This window comes from Actinomadura sp. J1-007 (genome assembly GCF_009793335.1).
GTDB classification, from domain to species: Bacteria; Actinomycetota; Actinomycetes; order Streptosporangiales; family Streptosporangiaceae; genus Spirillospora; species Spirillospora yumaensis.
In genome coordinates this window covers 3,944,206-3,969,389 of record NZ_WING01000001.1, presented here as the reverse complement: position 1 = coordinate 3,969,389, position 25,184 = coordinate 3,944,206, and the positions used below count along the sequence as shown (strand labels likewise).

The 25,184-nt window shown below is 73.3% G+C and carries 22 protein-coding genes and 1 pseudogene; 6 read left to right on the top strand and 17 right to left on the bottom strand.

What is annotated here, in order from left to right; translation table 11 throughout:
- Window positions 1–239: 239 nt before the first annotated feature.
- Complete coding sequence (locus GEV43_RS18030; protein ID WP_309239692.1) at window positions 240–1,496, top strand: alpha/beta hydrolase fold domain-containing protein; 1,257 nt, start codon at window positions 240–242, stop codon at window positions 1,494–1,496.
- Window positions 1,497–1,662: 166 nt separating this feature from the next.
- Here GEV43_RS18030 and GEV43_RS18025 read toward each other — a convergent pair whose 3' ends face one another.
- The 8 genes from GEV43_RS18025 to GEV43_RS17990 form a co-directional block, all read right to left on the bottom strand.
- Window positions 1,663–2,088: a hypothetical protein gene (locus tag GEV43_RS18025; RefSeq protein WP_160821708.1), complete on the bottom strand. Its 426-nt coding sequence runs from the start codon at window positions 2,086–2,088 to the stop codon at window positions 1,663–1,665.
- Between the two features lie 84 nt (window positions 2,089–2,172).
- The gene (proC, locus tag GEV43_RS18020) at window positions 2,173–2,967 is read right to left on the bottom strand and encodes a pyrroline-5-carboxylate reductase (RefSeq protein ID WP_160821707.1); all 795 of its coding nucleotides are present in this window, start codon (window positions 2,965–2,967) and stop codon (window positions 2,173–2,175) included.
- Window positions 2,968–3,061: 94 nt separating this feature from the next.
- Window positions 3,062–3,982 carry a proline dehydrogenase family protein gene (locus GEV43_RS18015; RefSeq protein WP_160821706.1) on the bottom strand — a complete coding sequence of 307 codons (921 nt, stop codon included), beginning with the start codon at window positions 3,980–3,982 and terminating at the stop codon, window positions 3,062–3,064.
- Between the two features lie 113 nt (window positions 3,983–4,095).
- Window positions 4,096–5,217 carry an LCP family protein gene (locus GEV43_RS50450; RefSeq protein ID WP_309239691.1) on the bottom strand — a complete coding sequence of 374 codons (1,122 nt, stop codon included), beginning with the start codon at window positions 5,215–5,217 and terminating at the stop codon, window positions 4,096–4,098.
- 263 nt (window positions 5,218–5,480) lie between these two features.
- Window positions 5,481–6,215 (bottom strand): ABC transporter permease, encoded by a 735-nt coding sequence (locus GEV43_RS18005; protein ID WP_160821705.1) that lies wholly within the window; start codon window positions 6,213–6,215, stop codon window positions 5,481–5,483.
- Window positions 6,212–6,943: an ABC transporter ATP-binding protein gene (locus tag GEV43_RS18000; protein ID WP_206681205.1), complete on the bottom strand. Its 732-nt coding sequence runs from the start codon at window positions 6,941–6,943 to the stop codon at window positions 6,212–6,214. Before GEV43_RS18000 ends, GEV43_RS18005 begins: the two co-directional genes overlap by 4 nt.
- Before the next feature lie 155 nt (window positions 6,944–7,098).
- Entirely contained in the window at window positions 7,099–7,698 is a 600-nt protein-coding gene (locus tag GEV43_RS53820; protein ID WP_160821704.1) for a TetR family transcriptional regulator, read from the bottom strand.
- Window positions 7,695–8,579, bottom strand: a complete 885-nt coding sequence (locus tag GEV43_RS17990) for a sugar phosphate isomerase/epimerase (protein ID WP_241682946.1) — start codon at window positions 8,577–8,579, stop codon at window positions 7,695–7,697. Before GEV43_RS17990 ends, GEV43_RS53820 begins: the two co-directional genes overlap by 4 nt.
- A gap of 139 nt (window positions 8,580–8,718) precedes the next feature.
- Here GEV43_RS17990 and GEV43_RS17985 point away from each other — a divergent pair, with 139 nt between their 5' ends.
- From GEV43_RS17985 to disA, 4 genes are all read left to right on the top strand, one after another.
- Window positions 8,719–9,417 (top strand): class I SAM-dependent methyltransferase, encoded by a 699-nt coding sequence (locus GEV43_RS17985; RefSeq protein WP_160821702.1) that lies wholly within the window; start codon window positions 8,719–8,721, stop codon window positions 9,415–9,417.
- 66 nt (window positions 9,418–9,483) lie between these two features.
- Window positions 9,484–10,569 carry an alpha/beta hydrolase gene (locus tag GEV43_RS17980; RefSeq protein ID WP_309239690.1) on the top strand — a complete coding sequence of 362 codons (1,086 nt, stop codon included), beginning with the start codon at window positions 9,484–9,486 and terminating at the stop codon, window positions 10,567–10,569.
- A gap of 90 nt (window positions 10,570–10,659) precedes the next feature.
- A complete protein-coding gene (gene radA, locus GEV43_RS17975) occupies window positions 10,660–12,315 on the top strand; it encodes a DNA repair protein RadA (RefSeq protein ID WP_160821700.1) in 1,656 nt (551 codons plus the stop codon).
- A 113-nt stretch (window positions 12,316–12,428) separates the two neighbouring features.
- Window positions 12,429–13,511 (top strand): DNA integrity scanning diadenylate cyclase DisA, encoded by a 1,083-nt coding sequence (disA, locus tag GEV43_RS17970; RefSeq protein WP_160821699.1) that lies wholly within the window; start codon window positions 12,429–12,431, stop codon window positions 13,509–13,511.
- 48 nt (window positions 13,512–13,559) lie between these two features.
- Here the strand turns inward: disA and GEV43_RS17965 are convergent, their stop codons facing one another.
- On the bottom strand, window positions 13,560–14,219 hold the full coding sequence (locus GEV43_RS17965) for a hypothetical protein (RefSeq protein WP_160821698.1): 660 nt from the start codon (window positions 14,217–14,219) through the stop codon (window positions 13,560–13,562).
- An 86-nt stretch (window positions 14,220–14,305) separates the two neighbouring features.
- On the opposite strand from GEV43_RS17965, the gene GEV43_RS17960 reads away from it, so the two are divergent.
- Window positions 14,306–15,190, top strand: coding sequence for an A/G-specific adenine glycosylase (locus tag GEV43_RS17960; protein ID WP_175250078.1), 885 nt, complete (start codon window positions 14,306–14,308; stop codon window positions 15,188–15,190).
- A gap of 83 nt (window positions 15,191–15,273) precedes the next feature.
- Here GEV43_RS17960 and GEV43_RS17955 read toward each other — a convergent pair whose 3' ends face one another.
- The 8 genes and pseudogenes from GEV43_RS17955 to GEV43_RS17920 form a co-directional block, all read right to left on the bottom strand.
- Window positions 15,274–16,107: an alpha/beta fold hydrolase gene (locus tag GEV43_RS17955; protein ID WP_160821697.1), complete on the bottom strand. Its 834-nt coding sequence runs from the start codon at window positions 16,105–16,107 to the stop codon at window positions 15,274–15,276.
- A gap of 60 nt (window positions 16,108–16,167) precedes the next feature.
- Window positions 16,168–17,619, bottom strand: a complete 1,452-nt coding sequence (locus GEV43_RS17950; protein WP_160821696.1) for a serine hydrolase — start codon at window positions 17,617–17,619, stop codon at window positions 16,168–16,170.
- 214 nt (window positions 17,620–17,833) lie between these two features.
- Entirely contained in the window at window positions 17,834–18,523 is a 690-nt protein-coding gene (locus GEV43_RS17945) for an ArsR family transcriptional regulator (RefSeq protein WP_160821695.1), read from the bottom strand.
- Window positions 18,524–18,594: 71 nt separating this feature from the next.
- Window positions 18,595–19,382: pseudogene (locus GEV43_RS17940) on the bottom strand (N-acetylmuramoyl-L-alanine amidase).
- Between the two features lie 163 nt (window positions 19,383–19,545).
- Window positions 19,546–22,059: an ATP-dependent Clp protease ATP-binding subunit gene (locus tag GEV43_RS17935; protein WP_160821694.1), complete on the bottom strand. Its 2,514-nt coding sequence runs from the start codon at window positions 22,057–22,059 to the stop codon at window positions 19,546–19,548.
- A gap of 358 nt (window positions 22,060–22,417) precedes the next feature.
- Complete coding sequence (locus GEV43_RS17930; RefSeq protein ID WP_160821693.1) at window positions 22,418–22,741, bottom strand: Lsr2 family protein; 324 nt, start codon at window positions 22,739–22,741, stop codon at window positions 22,418–22,420.
- 790 nt (window positions 22,742–23,531) lie between these two features.
- Window positions 23,532–24,338: an RDD family protein gene (locus tag GEV43_RS17925; protein WP_160821692.1), complete on the bottom strand. Its 807-nt coding sequence runs from the start codon at window positions 24,336–24,338 to the stop codon at window positions 23,532–23,534.
- A gap of 8 nt (window positions 24,339–24,346) precedes the next feature.
- Window positions 24,347–25,183, bottom strand: coding sequence for an RDD family protein (locus GEV43_RS17920; protein WP_160821691.1), 837 nt, complete (start codon window positions 25,181–25,183; stop codon window positions 24,347–24,349).
- Between the last annotated feature and the right edge of the window lies 1 nt (window position 25,184).

Sequence of the window (25,184 nt, the reverse complement as noted above, 5' to 3'; positions counted from 1 at the left end):
CGCCCGTCCCGCCCCGCCGCCGGACCGCGTGGCCCGGATCACAGCCGCACCGCGGTACTCGCGTCCCTGGTCGGAACGGTCCCGGACCGTTCGCAACGGCCTCGCGGGCGGACGCGCCGAACGTCGTAAAGAAGTTGTGACGTGAACAAAGCGCCAAGGATGGGTATCCCACGTAACAACACGGAAACACGACATGGGGTGTGAATGGACTCGCGACTCCCCTCCCGGCCCCGGCGGAGGTGACCCCTCTGCCGCTCGGCACGGCAGCCGGCACCGAGGCCGCCCAGACCCCCCGGTCGCAGGCCACCCCGCAGCCCGCGCCGCCCGACGGCGAACCGTCCGAGCACCCGCCCGGCACCCGCCCGGCCGGAGCACCCCCGTCCGGGGCCCGCCCGTCCGGCGCACCCCCGTCCGGCGCACACCCGTCCGGGGCTCAGCCGTCCGGGGCTCAGCCGTCCGGTGCACATCCGTTCGGCGAGCGGCCGTTCGGTGAGCGGCGGTTCGGTGAGCGGCGGCCGAGCGTCCGCAGCCGCGCCATCTCCGGTGCCCTCCGGCTCGGCGTCTTCCCGTTCCTGCACCACGTGCCCGGCCGCGCGCGCGGCCTGCGCACCGCGCGCTCGACCGTGGACGCCGCGTCCCTGCTGATGCGGCACACCCAGCGGGTGCGCGTCCGGCCGCTGTACGACCCGCAGGTCGAGGTCGCCGGGGTGCGCCGTCCCGTCGTCGGCGAGTGGGTCGTCACCCGCGGCGCCGAGGAGGAGTCGCCGCCCGGCGCGATCCTCTACCTGCACGGCGGCGGGTACGTCGTGTGCTCGCCGCGGACGCACCGGCCGATCACCTCGCGGCTCGCGCTCGACACCGGCCTGCCGGTGCTCGCGGCCCGCTACCGGCTCGCGCCCGAGCACCCGTTCCCGGCGCCGCTGGAGGACGCGCTCGCCGCGTACCGCTGGCTGCTGACGCGCGGGATCCCGGCGTCCGGGATCGTCGTCGCGGGCGACTCGGCGGGCGGGCACCTGGCGGCGGCGCTGACCGCCGAGATCTGCCGCGCGGGCCTGCCGAGGCCCGCCGGGACGGTCCTGTTCTCCCCGTGGGTCGACCTGACCTGCGAGCTGTCCACGCGTGCCCAGCACGGCACGCGCGACGCGTACATCAGTGCCTCCGCGGCCCAACGGGTCGCGCGTCTCGTAGTGGGGCCGGCCGGATTCGACGACCCGCGGCTGGCCCTGCTCACCTGCGGATGGGACGAGGCGCCGCCGGTGCTGATCCAGGTCGGCGGCGCCGAGGTGCTGCGCCCGGAGGCCGAGGCGCTCGCCGAGGCCCTCGCGGCGGCGGGCGCCGACTGCGAACTCCAGGTCTGGAAGGGCCAGATGCACGTCTTCCAGATCCTCAACCGCGTCCTCCCGGAGGCGAACGCGGCGATGCGGGAGACCGCCCGCTTCGTCCGCGACGTCACCGCCGGCGCGGACGCCGCGCTCGGCGCGGGAGCCGTGGCGTGACCCGCCCGCACGCGCGCGGGACGCCCCTGACCTGAGGTGACCTCCGCACGGCCGCCTGGTGCGCGAGACCGCGGCCGTGCGGAGGCGCCTCGCCAACCACGGGAACGACCACGAGAACAAGACGACCCCCGGCCGAAACCGGGGGTCGTCGCACGCGGGGCGTCGGTCAGGGACGGGCGGGGGATTCGCTTCGGGGTTCCGCGGTCGGGGTCCTTCGCGCCGTCAGGAAGGCGGCGAGGGCGGCCAGGGCCGCGACGGCCTCGCCCGCCAGGCTGACCGTCTTCTCCGCGTACCAGACGGGTTCGTGCATGTCGGGCAGCGGCCAGATCGCCCCCGCGTCGACGTAGTAGTAGAGCACCACCGCGCCGGCGGCGCTGGCCGCGACGAGGAACGCCAGCGCGTACGACCAGCGGCGCGCGACCGCGAGGACCAGCACGGCGACCGCGGCGGCGAGGACGGCCTGGGCGCGGAACACCTCGTCGCCGCCCAGCGCGCCGCCCTCCACGTAGGCCATGTCAGGGGCGAACTTCCAGTGCACGACCGCGTCGGCGGCGAGACCGGCGGCCACGAGCACGCGCAGCAGGATTCCCATACCTCTAACACGGCCCGTGCGGGCCGTTCGGCTCAACGATTGAGGCGTCAACTTCCGGGGCCGTCCGGGCGGGGCGCCGCCGGGTCAGCCTCCGGCGAGGGCCCGGCCGCGGTCGCGGGCCGCCTCGATCGCCTCCAGGACGGCGGCGCGGACGCCGTGCCGCTCCAGCTCGCGGATGGCGGCGATGGTCGTCCCGCCGGGGGACGTCACGGCCTCGCGGAGCAGCACCGGGTGCTCGCCCGAGTCGCGCAGCATCACCGCGGCGCCGACGGCCGACTGGACCACCATCTCCAGCGCGGCGGCGCGCGGCATGCCGAGCAGGATGCCCGCGTCGACCATGGCCTCGACCAGGTAGTAGAAGTACGCCGGGCCGCTGCCGGACAGGGCGGTCGCGCCGTCCTGGAGCGCCTCGGGGATGCGCAGCACCTTGCCGACCGGGGACAGCAGCTCCTCGGCGAGCTTCAGGTGCTCCTCGCCCGCGTGCGCCCCGGCGGAGATCACGCTCATCGCCTCGTCCACGAGGACGGGCGTGTTGGACATGACGCGGACGACCGCGACGCCGTCCGGGAGCCGCCCCTCGATGAACCCGGCGGTGATCCCGGCGGCCATCGAGATCACCAGCGCTCCGGCCGGGACGTGCGGGCCGATCTCCTCCAGCAGCGCGCCCATGTCCTGCGGCTTGACGGCCAGCACGAGCGTGCTCGCGGACGCGGCGGCCTCGACGTTGGTGACGATCTCGATGCCGTACCGCTCGCGCAGCAGCGCGCCGCGCTCCTCGCGGCGGGCGGTCGCCCTCAGCTCGGACGGGCGGCGGCCGGCCCGGAGCACCCCGGACAGCAGCGCCTCGCCCATCTTCCCGGCACCCAGAATCGCGATCATTCGCATACCTTGACGTGGGGTTGCAACGACCGGCCCAGCCTAGTCGACCGCCCGGGACCGCCCGGCGCGGGGCGCGGGGCGCTGGCGTGCGCGGTCAGGAGCGGCCGGCGACCGAGCGGATGAAGAACCCGACGTTGGCGGGGCGCTCCGCGAGGCGGCGCATGAAGTAGGCGTACCACTCGCTGCCGTACGCCACGTAGACGCGCACCTGGTCGCCGCGGGCCGCGAGGCGGCGCTGCTCCTGCGGGCGGATCCCGTAGAGCATCTGGTACTCGAACGTCTCGGCGTCGCGTCCGTCCAGCACGGCCAGCGCGCCCGCGATCTCGATGAGCCGCGGGTCGTGCGTGGCGAGCATGGGGTGGCCCTTGCCCGCCATCAGCACCTTCATGCAGCGCACGAAGGACCGGTCGACCTCGGCGCGGTCGGTGAACGCGACCGCCTCCGGCGCCGCGTAGGCGCCCTTGCACAGCCGGACCCGCGACCCCTCGTACGCGAGGTCGGCGCAGTACTCCTCGGCGCGCCGCAGGTAGGACTGGACGACGACGCCGACGTCCGGGAAGTCGCGGCGCAGCTCGTGCGCCATCGCCAGCGTGGCGTCGACCCGGTCGTGCTCCTCCATGTCGAGGGTGACGGTCGTGCTCGCCGCGCGGGCCGCCTGGCAGACGCGTTGCGCGCTCGCGAGCGCGAGGTCGTCGTCGATGCCCTGCCCGATCGCCGACGGCTTGAGCGAGACCTCCGCGCGGGTGCCGAGGCCGGAACCGCCGAGCCGTTCCAGCAGCTCCACGTAATGGTCGGCGGTCGCGGTGGCCTGCCGGACGTCGCCCACGTACTCGCCGAGGACGTCGAGGGTGACCAGCAGCCCCTGGCCGGTCAGCTCCTGGGTGACGCCGAACGCGTCGTCGACGGTCTCCCCGGCGATGAACCGCCGGACGACGTCGCGGCCGAACGGAGCGGTCTCCACGATCCTGCGCGCACCGCCGCTGCGCGACGCGGCCAGCAGGGCCTGACGAAACACGTGCGATCCCCTCGTCCGGAGGGACGGCTCCGTCCCTCCCGTTCCAGGTTAACGCGCCGAGGTCGGCGAGCCGTTCCGGCGCGAGCGGCCGGGGGAGGCGGCGCGCCGGAACGTCAGGAGACGGTGCCGAGCGGGTTGACGCCGCCGTACTTGCGCACGTACTCGGGCATCTCCGCCGTCTTCACGGCCTCGAACAGCGCCGACGACTTGGCCCGGTCGAGCAGCACCACGCTCTGCTTGCCGCGCTGCGCGCTGCCCTTGTTGGGCGCGGTGATGAACTTCACGTCGCCCGCGCGCAGGTTGCGCAGGCCGAGCGCCAGCGAGCGCAGCTTGCCGCCCGACAGCCCGTCGTCCACGCTGATCGACTTGGTGAACGCCGACATGAACCGGTCGAGCTTCAGCGGGTTGGTGAGCGTCCCGCCGTCGGCGGCCTTCTTCGCGAGCGCGCCGAGGAACGCCTGCTGCCGCCGGATCCGGTCGAAGTCGCCGTTGGGCAGGTTGTAGCGCTGCCGGACGAACAGCAGCGCCTTCTCGCCGTCGAGCCTCTGCCGCCCGGCCGTCCAGTTCACCTTGCGGGCCGGGTCGTACACGCTCTGCTTGATGTCGACCTCGACGCCGCCGAGCGCGTCGGTCATCGACTTGAACCCGGCGAAGTCGATCGCGCCGAAGTGGTCGACGCGGATGCCGGTGAGGCTCTCGACGGTCTCGATCAGCAGCTTCGGGCCGCCGAACGAGAACGCCGCGTTGATCTTCTGGTTGCCGTACCCGGGGATGCCCACCCACGAGTCGCGCGGGAACGAGATCACGTACGCCTTGCGCCGGTCGGCGGGCAGGTGCAGCAGCATGATCGTGTCGGAGCGCTGCTGCCCGGGCTTCCACACGTCCGCGCCGTCGCCGGTCGTGTTGGCGTCGGCGCGGGTGTCGGAGCCGACGAGCAGCCAGTTCTGCGTGCCGGTGACGTTGGGGCCGGGGCGCTTGCCGCCGGGCATCACGCCGTGGATCCGGTCGATGTTGCCGTTGTAGGCCGACTGCCGCTGCCAGATCAGTCCGCCGAGGCCCGCGACGACGAGCGCCAGGAAGACGCCGATGGCGATGAGGATCCGGGGCCAGCGGCGCTTGCGCCTGCGGGTGCCCGTGCCGTCGCCGCCGGGACCGTCGCCGCCGTCCCCCCAGAACGCCTCGCCGGGGCCGCCGTCCTGCGTCGCGGTCGCCGGCGAGCCGCCGCCGGGCGGCACCGGAGCTCCCGCCGGTCCCCCGACGGGGCCGCCTGGCGCACCGGGTCCGCCGGGGCCCGCCGGGCCCGCGCCCGTCCCTGCCGGCCCGGAGGCCGGACCCGGCGCCTGTGCGCCGGGCATCGGGTCCGCCTGGTGCGCGGGCGCCTGCTCACCGCCGGGGTACGGGGAGGCCGGAAGGCCGTCGGGGTCTCGGGGGCTCATGGCGCCGGAGGCTACCAGCCGGACCTGTGGGGGACGGGCGGGTTGACCGGTGTCGCCCGTTCTCAGCCGGTACGGCGGCGCAGCGTGGCCGCGCCGAGCACCAGCGCCAGCAGCGTGCAGCCCGCGATGATCCCGACGTCCCGCGCGAGCGCCCCGGTGAAGCCCGGCTCGCGGCTGACCTCCTGCATCGCGTCCACCGCGTACGACAGGGGCAGCACGTCGGAGACCGCCTCCAGCCAGCCGGCCATCTGCCCGCGCGGCATGATCAGCCCGCACAGCAGCGCCTGCGGCAGCACGAACGCGGGCATGAACTGCACCGCCTGGAACTCGGTGCGCGCGAACGCGCTCGCGAACAGCCCGAGCGCCATGCCGAGCAGCGCGTCCAGCACCGCGACCAGGACCAGCGACCCGACCGAGCCGTTCAGGTCCAGCCCGAGCCAGGTCAGCGAGATGGCGAGCACCACGCCGACCTGCGCGAGCGCGACCAGGCCGAACGCCAGCGCGTAGCCGAGCAGCAGGTCGAGCTTGCCGAGCGGCATCGTCATCAGCCGCTCCAGGGTGCCGCCGGTGCGCTCGCGCAGCGTCCCGACGCTGGTCACGATGAACATGATCACGAACGGGAACAGCCCGAGCAGCATCGGCCCGACCCGGTCGAACGCGCCCGGCCGGTCGAACACGTACCGCAGCAGGATCATCAGCAGCGACGGCACGCCGATCAGCAGCCCGAGCGTGCGGTGGTCGTGGCGGAGCTGCGCGAGGATGCGGCGCATCGTCGCCAGCGTGATCGTCAGGCTCATGTCGGGCTCCCCGCGCGTTGGCTGATCACCTGGAGGAACGCCTCCTCCAGGTCGTCCGCCCCGGTGCTGGCGCGCAGCGACGCGGGCGTCGAGTCGGACAGGACGCGGCCCTCGCGCATCAGCAGCAGCCGGTCGGTGCGGCCCGCCTCGTCCATCACGTGGCTCGACACGACCAGCGTGGCGCCCCGTTCGGCGAGCTCGCGGAACAGCTCCCACAGCTCCTGCCGCAGCACCGGGTCGAGCCCGACGGTCGGCTCGTCCAGGACGAGCAGCTCGGGCGCGCCGAGCAGCGCGACGGCGAGGTTGGCGCGGCTGAGCTGGCCGCCGGACAGGGTCGCGGCGATCTGGTCGCGGTGCCGGCCGAGGCCGACCTCCTCGACGACCCGGTCGGCGTCCCCGCGCGGCGCGCCGAGGACGGAGGCGAAGTAGCGCAGGTTCTCGCCCACGCTGAGGTCGGCGTAGACGGCGGGCGACTGGGTGGAGTAGCCGACGCGGCGGCGCAGGCCGGGCGATCCGGCGGGCTCGCCGAGGACGGACACGGCGCCGCCCTTGACGGTCTGCACGCCGACCAGGCAGCGCATCAGCGTCGTCTTGCCGCAGCCGCTCGGGCCGAGCAGTCCCACCACCGACCCGCGCGGCGCCTCGAAGGTGACGCCGTGCAGGACCGGCCGCCCGCCCCGTTCCACCAGCAGGTCGCGGACGCTGACCGCCGGAGATGAACTCATCATGTGTTGAATTTAAGCCCGCGCCGGTCCCGAGTCAAGCCCCCGCGCCCCGTCGAACGGCGGCGAAGCCGAGGCGCGAGGTGGTCACGGGAGCGCTCCCATATCGGACGCGCCGCAGCCCGCGCCGGGAAACTGAGAAACCGGGAGCGACGCGGCGGTCAGGGGGCGGAGTGGTCCAGATAGCGCTGGATGGACGGGCCGATCAGAGTGACCAGCTCCTCCTCCGGAACGGAGGCGATCGGCTCGACCCGGATGACGTAGCGCAGGAGCATCACGCCGATGAGCTGCCCGGCGGCGCTCTGCACGTTGACCAGCGGGACGTCGGCCGCCGCGCCCGCGCGGGCGAACAGCGCGGAGCTGACGAACTCGCGCATCATCGCCGCGGCGCGCTCGTTGGTCATCGCCGAGCGCAGCATCGCGAGGATCGGGGCGCGGCGGTCGGCGTCGCTCCAGATCTCCAGGAACGTGCGGACCATCGTCTCGCCGAGCCGCTCCCGCGGCGCGGCCATGATCACCGGCAGCAGCCTGCCCGGGTCCACCGGGAAGCGCATGGCCGCGATGAACACGCCCTCCTTGTTGCCGAAGAAGTGGTGCACGAGCGCGGGATCGACCCCGGCCTCGCGCGCGATCGCGCGCAGCGACGCCCCGTCGTACCCCTTCTCGGCGAACAGCTCGCGGGCGGACGCCAGGATCGCCTCGCGCGTCTCGGTCGGACCGGGACGGCGGCCGGGCCCGCGCGAGCGGACCGCGCCCGTCACCGCAGGCTCCTGCGGGAGACCTCCCCGCCGGAGGTGACCTCCCACGTGCGGTCGGCGGCGGCCAGGTGCAGCCGGGCGAACGCGAGGGCCTCGGCGAGGTCCTCCATGCGCTCTGCGCGGGACGCGGCGCGTCGCGTGTTGACCTCCAGCACGATGTGGCCGCGGAACGAGCTCTCGGCGAGCCTCTCCAGGAGCGGCCCGCACGGCTGGCCTCCCCGGCCGGGCACGAGGTGCTCGTCCTTGTTGGTCACCCCGACGCCGTCGGCCAGGTGGACGTGCCGGAGCCGGTCGCCGAGGTCGGCGGCCATGCCGAGCGCGTCCGAGCCGGACACCGCCGTGTGCGACAGGTCGAGCGTGACGTACGGGTAGTCCTGGTCGACGGGGTCCCAGTCGGGCAGGTACATGCCGGCCTCGGCGCCGCGCGCCTTGAGGGGGAACATGTTCTCCACCGCGAACAGCACGTCGGTCTCGTCCTGCATCCGGGCGATGCCCTCGACGAAGTCGCGCGCGTACTCCCGCTGCCAGCGGAACGGCGGGTGCACGACCACGACGTCGGCGCCGAGCTCCTCGGCGACCTCCTTGGAGCGCACGAGCTTGCCCCACGGCTCGCGCCCCCAGACCCGCTGGGTGAGCAGCAGGCAGGGCGCGTGGATCGACTTGATCGGGACCTGGTGGTACTCCGAGAGGCGCCGCAGCACGTTGAGGTCCTGGGAGGAGGCGTCGGTCGAGACCATGACCTCGATGCCGTCGTAGCCGAGCAGCGCGGCGATCTCGAACGCGCTCGGCACCTTCTCCGGGTAGACCGACGCCGTGGACAGCGTGATCGGCGCGTCCGGGACCCGGATGGCCGGTGCGGCGCTGCCGTTGTGCTGCGGGGTCAAGGCTCCCTCGCCAGAATGTCGCTCGACAGGTTCGTCGGAAGGTTTCGTGGCAAAGCCTATGCGCCCGGAGCGCGGACGAAACCCTCGGCCCGCGGTGATCCTCATCGCCCGGCTCCGGGGCGGCTACGCTCTGTGGACCATGGTCGAGATCGCCCCGGGGGCCGTGCCGAGCCCCAACATCTGGAACTCGCCGCGCGTGTACGAGATCGAGAACCGCGCCGTGGACCCGGACGGGACGCTGGAGGCGGCCATGCGCGCCGTCCGCCCGTGGGACGGCGCGACGGTGCTCGACGTCGGCTGCGGAACGGGCTTCCACCTGCCCCGCTTCGCGCGGGACGCGGCGCGGGTGGTCGGCGTCGAGCCGCACTCCGGCCTCGCCGCGTCGGCGCGCCGCCGCGCGAAGGACGTACCGAACGTCACGGTCCGTGTCGGCAGCGCCCAGGCGTTGCCGCTTCCGGACGCCTCGGTGGACGTGGCGCACGCCCGCTGGGCCTACTTCTTCGGACCCGGCTGCGAGCCGGGCCTCGCCGAGCTGGACCGGGTCGTCCGGCGCGGCGGCGCGATCTTCGTCATCGACAACGACGCGACGCGGTCCACGTTCGGCGGCTGGTTCCGGCGGAGCCTGCCGTCGTACGACCCGGAGGCGGTCGAGCGGTTCTGGTCGCGGCGCGGCTTCTCGCGGGAGCCGCTCACGATCCGCTGGGCGTTCGACAGCCGCGACGACCTGCGCGCCGTGCTCGGGATCGAGTTCCCCGCCGACCTCGCGGACGCGTGCATGCGCGAGCACCCCGGCTGCGAGGTGGACTACGCGGTCAATCTGTGGTGGCGTTGCCCCTGAGTTACTGACTGGTCGGTCACCGCGGGGCCGGTGTGACCGCTACTGGACCTCGTATACAACAATGCGGTGCACAGCACGCGGAAGGGGAGCACCATGGGCCGAGCCGCCAGGACGAGCCGTACCGTCATCGCCGCGACCGCGCTCGGCGCGGGCGCCGCCGGAGCCGGGGTCGCGGCCCAGCGCCGCGCCCTGCGCCGGCTCAGGCTCCGTCCCGACCCGTACGCGGGCGAGCCGTTCGGGTCCCTGCGCGGGCGCCCGACGCCCGTCCGCGCGAGCGACGGCACCCGCCTGTACGCCGAGGTGGACGGGGAGGACCGCACCGACCTCGCCGTGGTCTTCTCGCACGGCTGGACGCTGACCCAGGACTCCTGGCACTTCCAGCGCAAGGCCCTGCGCGGCCTCGGCCGCCTGGTGTTCTGGGACCAGCGCGGGCACGGCCGCTCCGACGGCGGCGCCCGCGACGGCTACGCCATCCCGCGCCTCGCCGCCGACCTCGCCGCCGTGATCGACGCGACCGTTCCCGAGGGCACGCCGGTCGTCCTGGTCGGCCACTCCATGGGCGGCATGACGACCCTGCGGTACGCCGACGAGCACCCGGACGAGATCGGCCGCCGGATCGTCGCGACCGGCCTGCTCTGCACGTCCTCCGGCGGCCTCGGCGAGGTCACCCTCGGCATGCCCGCCGCCCTCGCCCGCACCACCCAGCGCGTCCTGCCCCGCGCGCTGCGCGCCGCGGGCGCCGGGTCCGCGCTGATCGAGAAGGTCCGCCACCTCGGCCGGGACGGCTCGATGCTGATCGAGGACCTGATCGCGTTCGGCCCGGACGCGAGCCCGGCGGCCGTCGCGTTCGCCGAGCAGATGATGGCCGAGACCCGGATGGACGCGTTCATCGACTTCTTCCGCTCGATGATCACGACCGAGGTGATCAGCGACTGCGCCGCCCTCGCCGAGGCCGACACCCTGGTCATCGGCGCCGAGAACGACATGCTCACCCCGGTCGAGCACAGCCTCAAGATCGCGAGCTGCGTGCCGTCCGCCCGGCTGGAGATCGTCCCGACGGCGGGCCACATGGCGATGATGGAGCGCCCGAGCGTCGTGTCCGACCACCTCGGCGACCTCATCGAACGCGCCCGCAAGTCGGCCGCCGCCTGACCCTCGCCCCCACCCGTCCGCGCCCGCGCGGAGCGGGTCGCCGGGCCCGCCGGCCACGGAATGTCACCGGCGGGCTCTACGCTTCGGCGCATGGCGAAGGCGAAGACGGCGGCCAAGGCGGCCTACCGCTGCGCGGAGTGCGGCTGGCAGACGTCCAAGTGGGTGGGGCGCTGCGGCGAGTGCCAGGCGTGGGGCTCGGTGACCGAGGCGGGCAGCGCCACGCCCGCGCGGGTGGTGACCGCCGGGGTGGTGAGCAGCCCCGCGCGCCCGATCGGTCAGGTGGACGTACGGTCCGCGCAGACCAGGCCGACCGGCCTCGACGAGCTCGACCGCGTCCTCGGCGGCGGCATCGTCCCGGGCGCGGTGCTCCTGCTGGCCGGCGAGCCCGGCATCGGCAAGTCCACCCTCCTGCTCGAAGTGGCCGCCCTCGCGTCCACCGGCGGCGTCCCGCCCAACGCCGACGCCGCGCGTGGCGCGGCCACCGCCAGCGGATCGGGGGCCGGTCCGCCCGGCGACGCCGCGCGGAGCGCGGCCACCGCCAACGGCTCGGGGGCCCGGCCGACCGGCGACAGCGCGCGGGGCGCGGGCTCCGGCGGCGGAACGGAGGCTGGGCCAACAGGCAACGGGGTCCGTGGCTCCGGCTCCGGTGGCGGTTCGGAGGCGCGGCCGACGGGCGACGGCGTGCGCAGGCCCGTGCTGTACGTGACGGGCGAGGAGTCGGCCGAGCAGGTGCGGCTGCGCGCCGACCGGGTGGGCGCCATCACCGACGACCTCTACCTCGCCGCCGAGACCGAGCTGTCGGCCGTCCTCGGGCACGTCGAGGCCGTCGAGCCCGCGCTGCTGGTGGTCGACTCCATCCAGACGATCGGCACGTCCGAGGTCGACGGCGCCCCGGGCGGCGTCACGCAGATCCGCGAGGTCGCCGCCAACCTGATCCGCGTCGCCAAGGAGCGCGGCGTCACGGTCGTGCTGGTCGGCCACGTGACCAAGGAGGGCGCGATCGCCGGTCCGCGCCTGCTGGAGCACCTGGTCGACGTCGTGCTGTACTTCGAGGGCGACCGGCACAGCCGGCTCCGCATGATCCGCGCCGTCAAGAACCGCTACGGCCCGACCGACGAGCTCGGCTGCTTCGACCTGTCCGAGGTCGGCATCGTCGGGCTGCCCGACCCGTCCGGGCTGTTCCTCACCCGCCGCGAGGAGCCCGTCCCCGGCACGTGCGTCACGGTCACGCTGGAGGGGCGCCGCCCGCTGGTCGCCGAGGTGCAGGCGCTGGTCGCCAAGTCGCACCTGCCGTCGCCGCGGCGCGCGTCGTCCGGCCTCGACACCTCGCGGGTCGCGATGGTCCTCGCCGTCCTCGCCCAGCGCTGCAAGATCTCCATGCACGAGCAGGACGTGTACGTCTCCACGGTCGGCGGCGTCCGCCTCTCCGAGACCTCCGTCGACCTCGCGCTGGCCCTCGCCGTCGCCGGGTCCACGGTCGAGCAGGCCCTGTCGGGCAGCCTCATCGCGCTCGGCGAGGTGGGCCTGGCCGGGGAGGTGCGCGTCGTGCCGGGCGTCCAGCGCCGGCTCGCCGAGGCCGCCAGGCTCGGCTTCAAGCACGCCGTCGTGCCGCGCGGCTCGCTCGAACTGGCCGACGGATCGCCGCTGCGGCGGGCCGATCCGCAGCTGTCGAGCTACGAGGGGATGAAGGTGATGGAGGTCGACAGCCTCCAGCAGGCGCTCCAGGTTTCCTTTACGGCGCCGTAACGCACCTCACGCCAGAGTATTACGCGCGACCCCGCACGCTTGCGACCAGGGGAGGAACCGGCGCGCGCGCCTCCTCGGTAAACTGACGCCGTCCAGCGACCTCCGGGGGCCAGGTGCCATCACTAGACAAGCCTCATGACGAACGACGCCGCGCCACGCTCGCCGCGGTGGCCCCGGGCACCCAGATCCGCGACGGACTGGAGAGGATCCTGCGGGGGCACACCGGCGGCCTGATCGTGCTCGGCTACGACCAGCTCGTCGAGGAGCTGTGCAGCGGCGGCTTCGAGCTCGACGTGGAGTTCTCCGCGACGCGGCTGCGCGAGCTCGCCAAGATGGACGGCGCGATCGTCCTCGACGGCACCCACGACCGCATCGTGCGCGCGGCCGTGCACCTGGTGCCCGACTCCACGATCCCGACCGAGGAGTCCGGCACCCGGCACCGCACCGCCGAACGGGTCGCGCGGCAGACCCGCTACCCGGTGATCTCGGTCAGCCAGTCGATGCACATCATCGCGCTCTACCTCGACGGCATCCGCTACGTCCTGGAGGACTCGGCGGCGATCCTGTCGAAGGCCAACCAGGCGCTCGCGACGCTCGAACGCTACAAGCTGCGCCTCGACGAGGTGTCCGGCACGCTGTCGGCCCTGGAGATCGAGGACCTGGTCACGGTCCGCGACGTCAGCGCGGTCGTGCAGCGCCTGGAGATGGTGCGCCGCATCGCCGACGAGATCGAGGGCTACGTGGTCGAGCTCGGCACCGACGGCCGGCTGCTGTCCCTCCAGCTCGACGAGCTGGTCTCCGGCGTCGACGTCGACCGCGAGCTGATCGTGCGCGACTACCCGTCCGCCGACACCCGCGCCCGCGGCGTCGAGGCCGTCCTCGCCGACCTCGACGTGCTGTCGGCCAACGAGCTGCTCGACCTGTCGACGGTCGCCGAGGTGATGGGCTTCTCCGGCCCTGACGCGCTCGACCTGCCGGTCAGCCCCAAGGGCTACCGCCTGCTGGCCAAGGTCCCGCGCCTGCCGAGCCTGGTGGTCGAGCGCCTCGTCGAGCACTTCGGCGGCCTCCAGAAACTCCTGGCGGCCAGCATCGACGACCTCCAGGCCGTCGGCGGCGTGGGCGAGTCCCGCGCCCGCAGCGTCCGCGAGGGCCTCTCCCGCCTCGCCGAGTCGTCCATCCTCGAACGCTACGTCTGACCCCGTCCCCGCCTCCGCGGGCGGGCCCGTGGCGCCGCGGGGGGCGGCTCAGCGCAGGGAGAAGATCTGCTTGCGGACCTTGATCTTGTCGGGCGAGTGGACCTTGGCGACGTAGGTCCCGGGACGTACGGGCAGGCGCTTGCCCTGGCAGCGGCCCGAGCCGCGCTTGCGGTCCCACGTGATCGTCGCGGCGTAGGGGATCCCGCGGCGGAGCATCTGGATGGACGAGCCGTCGCCCCGGTCGCACTGCGCCGACGACCACACCCGGTCCGAGCCGGACGTGACGCGCACGTCGAGGGAGCGCGGGCCGACGTCGAACGTGCAGGCGCGCCCGCCGGTGTTGACGGCCGTCAGGCGGAACTGGGGCTGCTCCCCCGCCGCGTACGTCTCGCGGGTCGCGGCCATGGTGACCACGACGTCGCGGGCGTCGCAGGCGTCGCCGGGCTTCTGCGCGGGCTTCGGCGTCGCGGTGACCTTGGCGGTCGCGGTGACGGTGACGGTCGGCATCGCCGAGGGGATCGGGACCCCCGACGGGGACGGGCCCGCCGTCGCCGCCGCGTTGCGCAGCGGCTTGCCCTCCTCGCCGCCGTCGCCGGCGCAGGCCCACGCCAGCAGGCCGACGGCGCCGATGACGCCGCCGAGCGCGATGGCGCGCCGGCGCCAGTACTGGTCGAGGCCGCCGGGATCACGACCGGTGTCCGCACCCATACGGTCAGTATGCATTCGCGGGTCCCGGGAGGCGGCGCGACCCGCCGTGCCGGGCGCGTCCCGCCGTGCCACAATGGCGAGTCGTCATGCAGATTCCGAACTCCCCCGCCTACCACGACCCGATCCTCGCCTGGTACGAGGCGAACGCCCGCGACCTGCCCTGGCGGGCCCCGGACGCCACCCCGTGGGGCGTGCTGGTCAGCGAGATCATGCTCCAGCAGACCCCGGTGGCCCGCGTCCTGCCGGTCTGGCGCGAGTGGCTGGAGCGCTGGCCCGAGCCCGCCGCGCTCGCCGCCGAGCCGTCCGGCGAGGCCGTGCGGGCGTGGGGCCGCCTCGGCTATCCGCGCCGCGCGCTGCGGCTGCACGCGAGCGCCGCCGCGATCGTCGAACGGCACGGCGGCGAGGTCCCGTCGTCGCACGACGACCTGCTCGCCCTGCCCGGCATCGGCGCCTACACGGCGGCGGCCGTGGCGAGCTTCGCGTTCCGGGGGCGGCACGCGGTGCTCGACACCAACGTCCGGCGGGTGCTGGCCCGGCTGGTCTCCGCCGAGGAGTACCCGCCGAGGTCGCAGACGCGCGCGGAGGTACGGCTCGCCGAGTCGCTGCTGCCGCTCGACCCGCCCACCGCCGCGCGCTGGAGCGTCGCGGTGATGGAGCTCGGCGCGCTGGTCTGCACGGCCCGCTCGCCGCGCTGCGTCGACTGCCCGGTGCTCGCGCGGTGCGCGTGGCAGCGCGCGGGCCGTCCGGCCTACGACGGGCCGCCGCGCAAGGGCCAGACGTACGCGGGCACCGACCGGCAGTGCCGGGGCCGCATCCTCGAAGTGCTGCGCAACGCCGAGGGGCCCGTCCGCAAGCCGGAGCTGGACGTCGTCTGGTCCGAGCCCGTCCAGCGGGAACGGGCCCTGGACGCCCTGATCGCGGACGGCCTGGTGGACCCGCTGGACGACGGCCGCTACGCCCTGCCCGGCTGAACGCGAGGAACCGGCGGAACGCGAGGAACGGCCGCTACGCTCCGCCCGGCTGAGCCCGCACCCGGCCCCCGGGGAACGGGCGGTCAGCCGTCGAGGAGCCACTCCAGCGTCGCCGGGGTGGCGTCGAAGTGGCCCGCGTGCCCGTCCTCCTCGCCGCGTACGAAGACCGCGCCGGGAATGCGGGCGGCGAGCCACTCGGCGTGCGCGAACGGGACGACGGGGTCCTGCACGCCGTGCCAGAGCCGTACGGGGACGGTGACGGCGGCGGGGTCGAAGCCCCACGGCTGGCCGAAGAGCGCCACGACGTCGTCGACCCAGCCGTCCAGCCCGGGACGCAGCGCGTCGGCGAACGCCTCGTCCAGCATCGCCTTGATCTCGGGCCGCCCGATGACGGACGTCTCGGTGTCGGGCAGCGGCGGGCGCTCCGCCGACCCGACCGCCGCCAGGTGCGACTCGACGGCGGGACGGCCGATGAGGGCGGCGACGGCGCTGTCCTCGTTGGAGGGCATCATCCCGGCCGTCCAGTCCAGGCCGCGGGCGTCGCGGGGCGCGAGCGCGGCGAGGGAGGCCACGCGGGTGACGCGGCCGGGATGCCGGGCGGCGAACGCCAGCGCGTGCGGGCCGCCGCCCGACACCCCGAACAGCGGGAACCGGTCGAGGCCGAGCGCGTCGGCGACAGCGGCGACGTCGTCCGCCGCGTCCGCGACGGCGCGGCCCGGCCGGGGCGCGGACGCGCCGTACCCCGGCCGGTCGTAGGTGATCAGCCTGATCCCGAGCCGGGCGAACAGGCCCGCGTCCGGGTGCCGCGCCAGCCGCCCGACCGGGGTGCCGTGCAGATACACCACCGGGGCCCCGTCCGGGACGCCCCACTCCTCCACGGCGAGCGCGCGGCCGTCGTTCGTGATCACCTGTCGCATGCCCGCGAACCTAGCCGCTCCGCGCCCCGTTCGCCCCGCTATCCGCCACGGGCGGAACGCTCATCGCCCGGCGGCGCGGCGCTTCTCGTAGGCGTCCATCAGCCGGCCGAGCTTCGCGAACTTCTCGGTGTAGGTGTACGGGTAGACGCCGGGCGGCGTCGCCGTGCGGTTCGCGTCGACGTACTGCGTGCCGAGGTTGGAGAACACCACGATCACGTAGCTGCGCCCGCCCTTGCCCGGCAGCGCCCGGACGATGCCCGCGTCGCCCGCCGAGTTGTTGACCCAGCCGGTCTTGTGGGCGAACGACACCTCGGCCTTCTTGTTGCACGGCCGCACGTCCCGGCCGAACTTCGCGCCGGCCACGGTCACCGTGCCGTCCGCGCCGATCCAGCGCGACGGCGCCGCGTTCGGGAGGCCGGGCGCCGGGTACGCGCCGCCGCACCGGTTCACCGACGAGAGCATGTCGTTGAAGCCCTGCTGCTTCAGCTCGTTCACGAAGAACCTGCGCGAGGCCGGGCTCAGCACGGCGCTCGTCACCGGCCTGCCGTTCGGCGCGGTCCACGCCTTGCCCGGAACGCCGTTGACCAGCGCCAGCAGCTTGGCGGTGTCGAGCGAGCTCATCGTGACCGGGTTGCCCCAGTGCCCGCCGTTGACCGGGTTGGTGCCCTTGAGCTGGAGCGTCGTCAGCCCGAGGTCCTGGAACGTCTTGTTGAGCGGGTCGACGGCCTTGTGGTCGTGCAGCAGCTTGATCAGCGCGCAGGACGAGGCGTTGGACGACGCGGTCAGCGACTCGTCGATGTACGTGCGGACGGTCTTGGCGCTCGCGCCGCCGCACAGGCTGCTGATCTCGGTCGGCTTGTACTCGTAGGTCGAGTCCAGCTTGACCTCGCCGCGGTCGACCAGCCGCAGCACGCCGAAGTTGACCATCAGCTTCAGCACGGACGCCGGGTAGGCGAGCATGTGGTCGAGCGGCGCCTTCTCGCGTCCGGGGACGACGTCGATCGTCCCCTGCCCCTTGTTGGCGTACCAGCCCTTGTCGTCCCACTGCCGCCACCGCACGTCCTGCGTGGACAGGTTCTTGTCGAGCGGGACGACGACGCCGTTCTTGTACTTCGGGCTCATCAGGACGGTCCCGGCCGAGACGGGACGGCCCTTGCCGTTCAGCTCGATGACCGTCGCGTCGATCTGCGGCTGCTGGACGATCGGCTCCGCCGCGGCGGCGGCCTTGGTCCCGGCCGCGTTCGTCCGGGCGCGCGGCGTCTGGCGCGCCTCCTTGTCGAACGCGTCGTCCAGCAGGCGCGCCTGGGCCTGCGATCCGGGCGGTGCCGTGTCGAGGACCTCCTGGAACCTCAGCCCGTCCAGGGTGGATCTCAGCCGTTCGGCGACCTTGCTCTTGGACCCGGCGGCGGCCTGCGTGTGCGCGACCTGCCCGGCGTTCACCGACCCGCACGAGGCGGTCAGCGCGGCGGCGGCGACGAACCCGGCCGGCCCGAGGACCCACTTGCGACTCAACACGATCCCCTTTCGGTACGAGTTCATGATCATAGTTACGTCTCGGTCGGATCACGCGGCAATCACGAGATTCCACCCCGGAACGCCGGTACGGCACGATCACGGCCGCCCCGCCCGGTCGAGCGCCCCCGGCGCACCCTCCTGGACCCCGCTCGGTCGAGCGCGCCCGGCGCACCCTCCCGAACCCCGCCCGCACCGCCCGCACCGCCCGCCGTCAGTCCGCGTCGATCCTGACCAGGTGCCCGGCGCGGATCTCGCGCAGGAACGGGTCGCCGTCGTCCTCCCACTGCGCGACCGTGCGGACGACCGGATGCACGGGCAGGCCGAGGCGCGCCGTCGCCTCCTGCGCCGCGTCGAACGCCGCGTCGCGCCCCGCGTCGCCGACCACGAGGACCTCCACGTCGCCGGGCGGCTCCCCGCGAACGCCGTCGTGCCGTTCGGCCCAGGCCCCGAAGAGGTACAGCTCCGCGACCCGGGGCACGCGCGCGAACTCCTCGGCGACCACGGCCGCCGGCCCGAAAGTCAGCATCAGCAGCCGCGCGAGCGGCTCGTAGAGCGGGCTCCCGGTGTCGCGCCGCACCAGCCGCCCGGCCGTCGTGCGGCGCAGCGTGAGGATCCCGGCGCGGGACAGCCGCTCGACCTCGCGGATGACCGTGCCGAGATCGGTACGGAGCATCACCGCCAGGTCGAGCATGCTCGTCTCGCGCTCCGGACCGAGCAGCAGCCGCGCGAGCAGCTCGCCCTGCGTCCGGGACCGGAAGATCGGGAGCTGCGGCGGCGCGGCGGCCCGCAGGTCGCGCAGGAACACCTGGGCGACGTGCGCGTCCAGCGGCCCCGGCCGCCGGGGCCGCCGCCCGCCGCGACGGAAGTCGGCGGCCGACCCGAGCACCGTATTCGATCGCATGTTCGAATGCTACGCGCCGCCTCGGACGTTCCACCAGGCCGGGCCGCGGCGGGCGGGTCCCGCTCCCCGCGTCAGCGCCTCAGGTAGGCGGTGAGGCCCGCGGCCAGCGCGCCGGCGGCCCGCTGGCGCCAGGCGGGCGTCCGCATCTTCCCGGCGTCCGTGGCGTTGCGCATGTTGCCGCACTCGATGAACACCTTCGGCACCTTCGACAGGTTGAGCCCGCCGAGGTCCTTGCGGACGTCGATGCCGTTCTTGCCGATGTACGACGCGTACGGCTGGCCCGCGCCGCGCTTGAACGCGTCGCGCACGTCGTACCCGAGCCGCTTGGACGGCTTCACGATCGGCCCCGTGTAGCCCTTCAGGTATCCCGGCAGGATCACGTGGAAGCCGCGCCGCGCCGCGGGGCGCCGTCCGCGTGGATCGAGATCGCGGCGTCGGCCCGCATCCGGTTGCCGATCGCGGCCCGCTCGTTGACGCACGGCCCCACGCCCCGGTCGTTCGGCCGCGTCAGCCGCACGGTCGCGCCCTGCGCGCGCAGCAGCGCCGCGAGCCGGGTCGCCAGGTCGAAGGTGTAGGCGTGCTCGGCGTAGCCGGAGCTCGTCGCGGTCCCGGTCGTGTCGCACGCCTTGCGGAACGGCCCCGCCGGCACCTTCTTGTTGATCGTCTTCGGATGCGCGTGGTTGCGTCCGTTGTGGCCGGGGTCGATGACCACGACCTTCCCCGACAGCGGCCGCACCGCCGCCGTCCGCCGCGCGGGCGCCGAGGCAGCGCCCTCGCCCTGCCCGGTCCCGACCGCCACGGCCGCCGCGAGGGCCGCCACCGCGGCCGTTCCGGCACTCAACGCACGCCAAGCCACCATGGCACCGAACGCTACCGGCAACGCCCCTCGCGCTCCCGTCCCGTTCCGGCCACACCCCCGTGCCCGGCGCGCCCCGTCCCCGGGCGCGCGGAAAGGCCCGTGCCGAACGATTCGGCACGGGCCTTTCCGATGACCTGGCGGCCGGCTCGCGGGAGCCGCGGCCTCAGTCCTTGTTGAAGTTGACCGCGCCCTCGATCGGGGGCGGGCTGTCGGGAACGGTCGACGGCTTCGGCACGCCCTTGAACGTGAACTTGGCGTCCTCGCCGGAGCCTTCGGTGCCGACGATCACGATCTGGCCGGTCTTGAGCTCGTTGTAGAGGATCTTCTCGGACAGGTTGTCCTCGATCTCCCGCTGGATCGTGCGGCGCAGCGGCCGCGCGCCGAGGACGGGGTCGTAGCCCCGCTCGGCCAGCAGGTCCTTGGCCTCCTGCCGGAGCTCCAGGCCCATGTCGCGGTCCTTCAGCCGCTCGTCCACCTTGGCGATCATCAGATCCACGATCTGGATGATCTCCTTCGGGGTGAGCTGGTGGAAGACCACCGTGTCGTCGACGCGGTTGAGGAACTCGGGCCGGAAGTGCTGCTTGAGCTCCTCCCCGACCTTCGCCTTCATCCGGTCGTACGAGCCCTGCTCGTCGTTCTGCCGCTGGAAGCCCATCCCCTGGCCCTTGGAGATGTCCCGGGTGCCGAGGTTGGTCGTCATGATGATGACGGTGTTCTTGAAGTCGACGACCCGGCCCTGCGCGTCGGTCAGGCGGCCGTCCTCCAGGATCTGGAGCAGCGAGTTGAAGATGTCCTGGTGCGCCTTCTCGATCTCGTCGAACAGCACGACCGAGAACGGCTTGCGCCGGACCTTCTCGGTGAGCTGGCCGCCCTCCTCGTACCCGACGTAGCCGGGCGGCGAGCCGAACAGCCGCGAGACCGTGTGCTTCTCCATGAACTCGGACATGTCGAGCTGGATCAGCGCGTCCTCGTCACCGAACAGGAACTCGGCGAGCGTCTTGGACAGCTCGGTCTTACCGACGCCGGACGGGCCGGCGAAGATGAACGAGCCGCCGGGGCGCTTCGGGTCCTTCAGACCGGCGCGGGTGCGCCGGATGGACTGGGAGAGCGCCTTGATGGCGTCCTCCTGCCCGATGACCCGCTTGTGGAGCTCGTCCTCCATGCGCAGCAGCCGGGTGCTCTCCTCCTCGGTGAGCTTGAACACCGGGATGCCGGTCGCGGTGGCCAGGACCTCCGCGATCAGCTCGTCGGTCACCTCGGCCACGACGTCCATGTCGCCGGCCTTCCACTCCTTCTCCCGCTGCGCCTTCTGGGCGAGGAGCTGCTTTTCGGAGTCGCGCAGCGCGGCGGCCTTCTCGAAGTCCTGCGCGTCGATCGCGGACTCCTTCTCGCGCCGCACGTCGGCGATCTTCTCGTCGTACTCGCGCAGGTCCGGCGGCGCGGTCATCCGGCGGATGCGCATCCGCGACCCGGCCTCGTCGATGAGGTCGATCGCCTTGTCGGGCAGGAACCGGTCGCTGATGTAGCGGTCGGCGAGCTGCGCCGCGGCGACCAGCGCGCTGTCGGTGATCGACACGCGGTGGTGCGCCTCGTACCGGTCGCGCAGGCCCTTGAGGATCTCGATGGTGTGCGACAGCGACGGCTCGGCGACCTGGATCGGCTGGAAGCGGCGCTCCAGCGCGGCGTCCTTCTCCAGGTGCTTGCGGTACTCGTCGAGCGTCGTCGCGCCGATGGTCTGGAGCTCGCCGCGGGCCAGCATCGGCTTGAGGATGCTGGCGGCGTCGATCGCGCCCTCGGCGGCGCCCGCCCCGACGAGCGTGTGCAGCTCGTCGATGAACAGGATGATGTCGCCGCGGGTGCGGATCTCCTTGAGGACCTTCTTCAGCCGCTCCTCGAAGTCGCCGCGGTAGCGCGAGCCCGCGACCAGCGCGCCGAGGTCCAGGGTGTAGAGCTGCTTGTCCTTGAGCGTCTCGGGCACCTCGCCCTTGACGATCTTCTGGGCCAGGCCCTCCACGACGGCGGTCTTGCCGACGCCGGGCTCGCCCACCAGCACCGGGTTGTTCTTGGTGCGGCGGGACAGCACCTGCATGACCCGCTCGATCTCCTTGTCCCGGCCGATCACCGGGTCCAGCTTGCCCTCGCGGGCGGCCTGCGTCAGGTTGCGGCCGAACTGGTCGAGCACGAGCGACGTCGACGGCGCGGACTCCGAGGGACCGCCGGAGGCGGCCGGCTCCTTGCCCTGGTAGCCGTGCAGCAACTGGATGACCTGCTGGCGGACGCGGTTGAGGTCGGCGCCCAGCTTCACCAGCACCTGGGCGGCCACGCCCTCGCCCTCGCGGATCAGACCCAGCAGGATGTGCTCGGTGCCGATGTAGTTGTGGCCGAGCTGGAGCGCCTCGCGCAGCGACAGCTCCAGCACCTTCTTGGCACGGGGAGTGAACGGGATGTGGCCCGACGGCGCCTGCTGCCCCTGGCCGATGATCTCCTCGACCTGCTGGCGCACCGCCTCGAGGCTGATCCCAAGGCTCTCCAGTGCCTTGGCAGCGACACCCTCACCCTCGTGGATCAGACCCAGGAGGATGTGCTCGGTGCCGATGTAGTTGTGGTTGAGCATCCGGGCCTCTTCTTGGGCCAGGACGACAACCCGCCGCGCGCGGTCGGTGAACCTCTCGAACATCTCGTCGCTCCTCACAGAGCGGTTGGGCAGAGTCCGGAACGTCCGGAACTGTCCTTCCGCATGCTAGCCCGCCCCGAGGAGGCCGCCCGGTGCACTCCCACCAGGAGACGTTCCCCAGCTAAGCGCTGTTCAGTCTCATCCAACTACCGCGCCGGTGCGTCATGTTCCCGCTACGCCCCAAGCGAACGGGGGCCTTTGCGCAGGTCGGCGACCCACCCGGCACCGCCTCTCACGAGGCGATACTCCGGCCGCGGGAACGGGGCGTACCTCCCGCCGCGGAACGCAAACCCGCGCGGCGCTACGCCACAAGCGAACGGCCCGCCTCACGCGAGGAGACGGGCCGCCGGCGGACGAGGCGTCAGTTGGCCGCGTCGTACTTCTCGATGACATGCGCCGGGATGCGGCCGCGCTCGTTGACCTTGACGCCATTGTTCTTGGCCCAGGCACGGATCTCGGCGCTCCGCTCACGGCTGGACGTGCCGCGCTGGCGGCGGCCGCGGGTACGGGCACCGGCCTTACGCGACTTCTCCACGAACGGCTGCAGAGAATCCCGCAGCTTCTTTGCGTTGGCGCCACTGAGGTCGATCTCGTAGGAGGCGCCGTCGATCGAGAACGCTACGGTCTCGTCCGCCTCGCCACCGTCGAGGTCGTCGACGAGAAGCACCTGAACCTTCTGTGCCATGGGGACAGACCTTTCAGACTGGAGCAAACTGCATTCGGTTGCCAAAGATATACCGGGAACGTTGCCGATGACAATTCAACACACGCGATGAACTTTCCTTCCCCGCCGGTAACTCCACGTAATCGTCCCCACCGAAACGGCGATCTGCCCCCATACCGCGGGGGGATGCGCGCCCCGGCGGGGCGCCGGGGCCGCGCGAATTGTCCGGCGGCGCCGCCCGGAGCGGGGTTTTCGGAGTGACCGAGGTCACCGGCGACCGCGCTGACCTGCCCCGGCGGCCGGGGATTGGACCGGGTTTCCGGCCATCCCGGCTTTCGGCGGGCGGACCGGCGGACCGGAATTGGGCCCGCGCCCGCCTTAACCGGGGCGGCAACACCCACCCCGAAGCCAACGATTAACCCCGGACGTAACGGCACTAACCACACCGCCGCCTGGGAATCCAGCACCGGCGGCGTCCCCTGCACCGTAGGGCATGGGGCACCCCCGGGCGCAGGCGATGTCGACAGATGACGCCATCTCGTCCAGCGCCGAAATCTCTTGCCATCGGCCGCCCGGCGAAGTGCCCGCGCGCAGAACTGCCCGCCGCGCCGAACTGCCGGGCCACCGCAGATCCCGGGCCGCGCACGGAACGCGCACGGCCACAATCTCCCATATCGAGAGGATTGGCCCGCATTGGCGGCCGGTTAGGGCCGCTTCAACACGACGGTGCCCGCAAGCCTGTCGTGCAACGCCTGGCGTCGCGTTCCTTCGTACATCGCCCCCGCGTTCCCCACCCAGAACAGCCCGGCGATCAGCCCGAGTACCGGTACCGGCCGCACCGCGACCGGCCCCGCGTAAACGGCCGTCCGGAGCAGCGCGCGCCAAACGCCGGGGCGCGCGGACGGCCGGGTCGCATTGGCATGCGGGACGTCGTTCCCGGGCGCGCCGTTCTCGGGAACGCCGGGGGCGGCTCCCCGAGAAGCTGATCGTCGCCGTTGAGGGGCTGTACGGGCCGTACGGGCTCCGGAGTCCCGAAATTGGACGCCTCATCCAAGGCGGGATCTCCGGGCGTTCCGGAGCCTTCTGAGGGCCCGGGAAAGGCCCCCTGGCCGCCCGCCGGAACGGCCTCCGCCCCGACCGCCGGAACGGCCCCGGAACCGCCCCCCGGAACACCGGCTTCGGGACCGGGCACCGGAACACCAGCTTCGGGGACGGCCTCGGGGCCGGGCGCCGGGACGGCTTCGGGGCCGGGCGCCGGAACACCAGCTTCGGGACCGGCTGCGGGACCGGGAGCCGGACCGGCTTCGGGGTCGGGCGCCGGGAGGGCCTCGGCGGGGAGGGCGTCGGCGCGGACGACCTCGATGCCGGCGAAGCGCTTGCCGAGCGTGCGGCCCCAGACGGCGAGCTGGACGGCCTCGTACACGAACAGCAGCGCGGCGACGGCCGGCGGCGCGACGACGTCGAAGTCGCCGCGCGGCGCGACCTCGCGGACGACCATGACGACGGGCAGGCCGACGAGGAGGGTGTCGACGATGCGGGCCAGCAGCCGCTGGCCCGGCTCGGCCAGGACGGGGGCGTCCGGCGGGGCGGGTCGGTCCGCGCCGGGCGGCGCCGCCATCGCCGGGGCTATCCCTCGTACCCGGAGTACTCGGAATCCTCCTCGTACTCCACGCGCTCGTCGATCACCAGGGTGCCCGCGAAGCGGTCGTGCAGGGCCTGGTGCAGGGGCTGGTCCCAGATCGCCCACAGGTACGCCATGAGGGTGCCCGCCCAGACGAGCAGCATCCCGTACGCCGCGTAGCTCCACGCCAGCGCGGCGATCGCGAGGAAGAAGAACACGCCGAGCTGGTAGCCGATGTGGGTGATCCCGGCCCGCCAGATCGCCTGCGTCGTCGTCACCGGGTCGCCCGCGGGCCGGGCCTGGACGACGCCGATGTGCAGGATCCGCTTGCCGAGCGTCCGCCCCCACATGGAGAGCTGCACCGCCTCGTAGATGAACGGCAGCAGCGACAGCACGCAGAAGAGCGTGAAGATGATGGGCCAGTTCCAGATGCCGCCCTCGTCTCCGGCCTTGCTCCCGGGAGAGTCGAGGCCGATCGCGCCGACGGTGATGGGCAGCACGAGCGCGAAGCCGAAAACCGCGACGAGCGCGTTGTCGAGAATGCGCGCGCCCGCGCGTCGGTAGATGGGCGCCAACGGCAGGTCGGCCCCAGCGGAAGCGTCGTCGTAGTGGTCATAGGAAGACTGCTGCCACTGCTGCTGCTGCGGGCCTTGCTGTCCCCACTGCTGCTGCGGCTGCTGCCATTGCTGCTGCGGGGGCTGCTGCCATTGCGGGGCCGGTTGCTGGTGCCTCGGCTGCTGGGGCTGCTGCCACTGGGAACCGTCGTAAGCGGGCGGCGGGCCGTACGAGGGCCCGCCGTGGGGTGGCTGGGGCGGCCGCCCGCGGTAGGGGGGTTCGCTCATC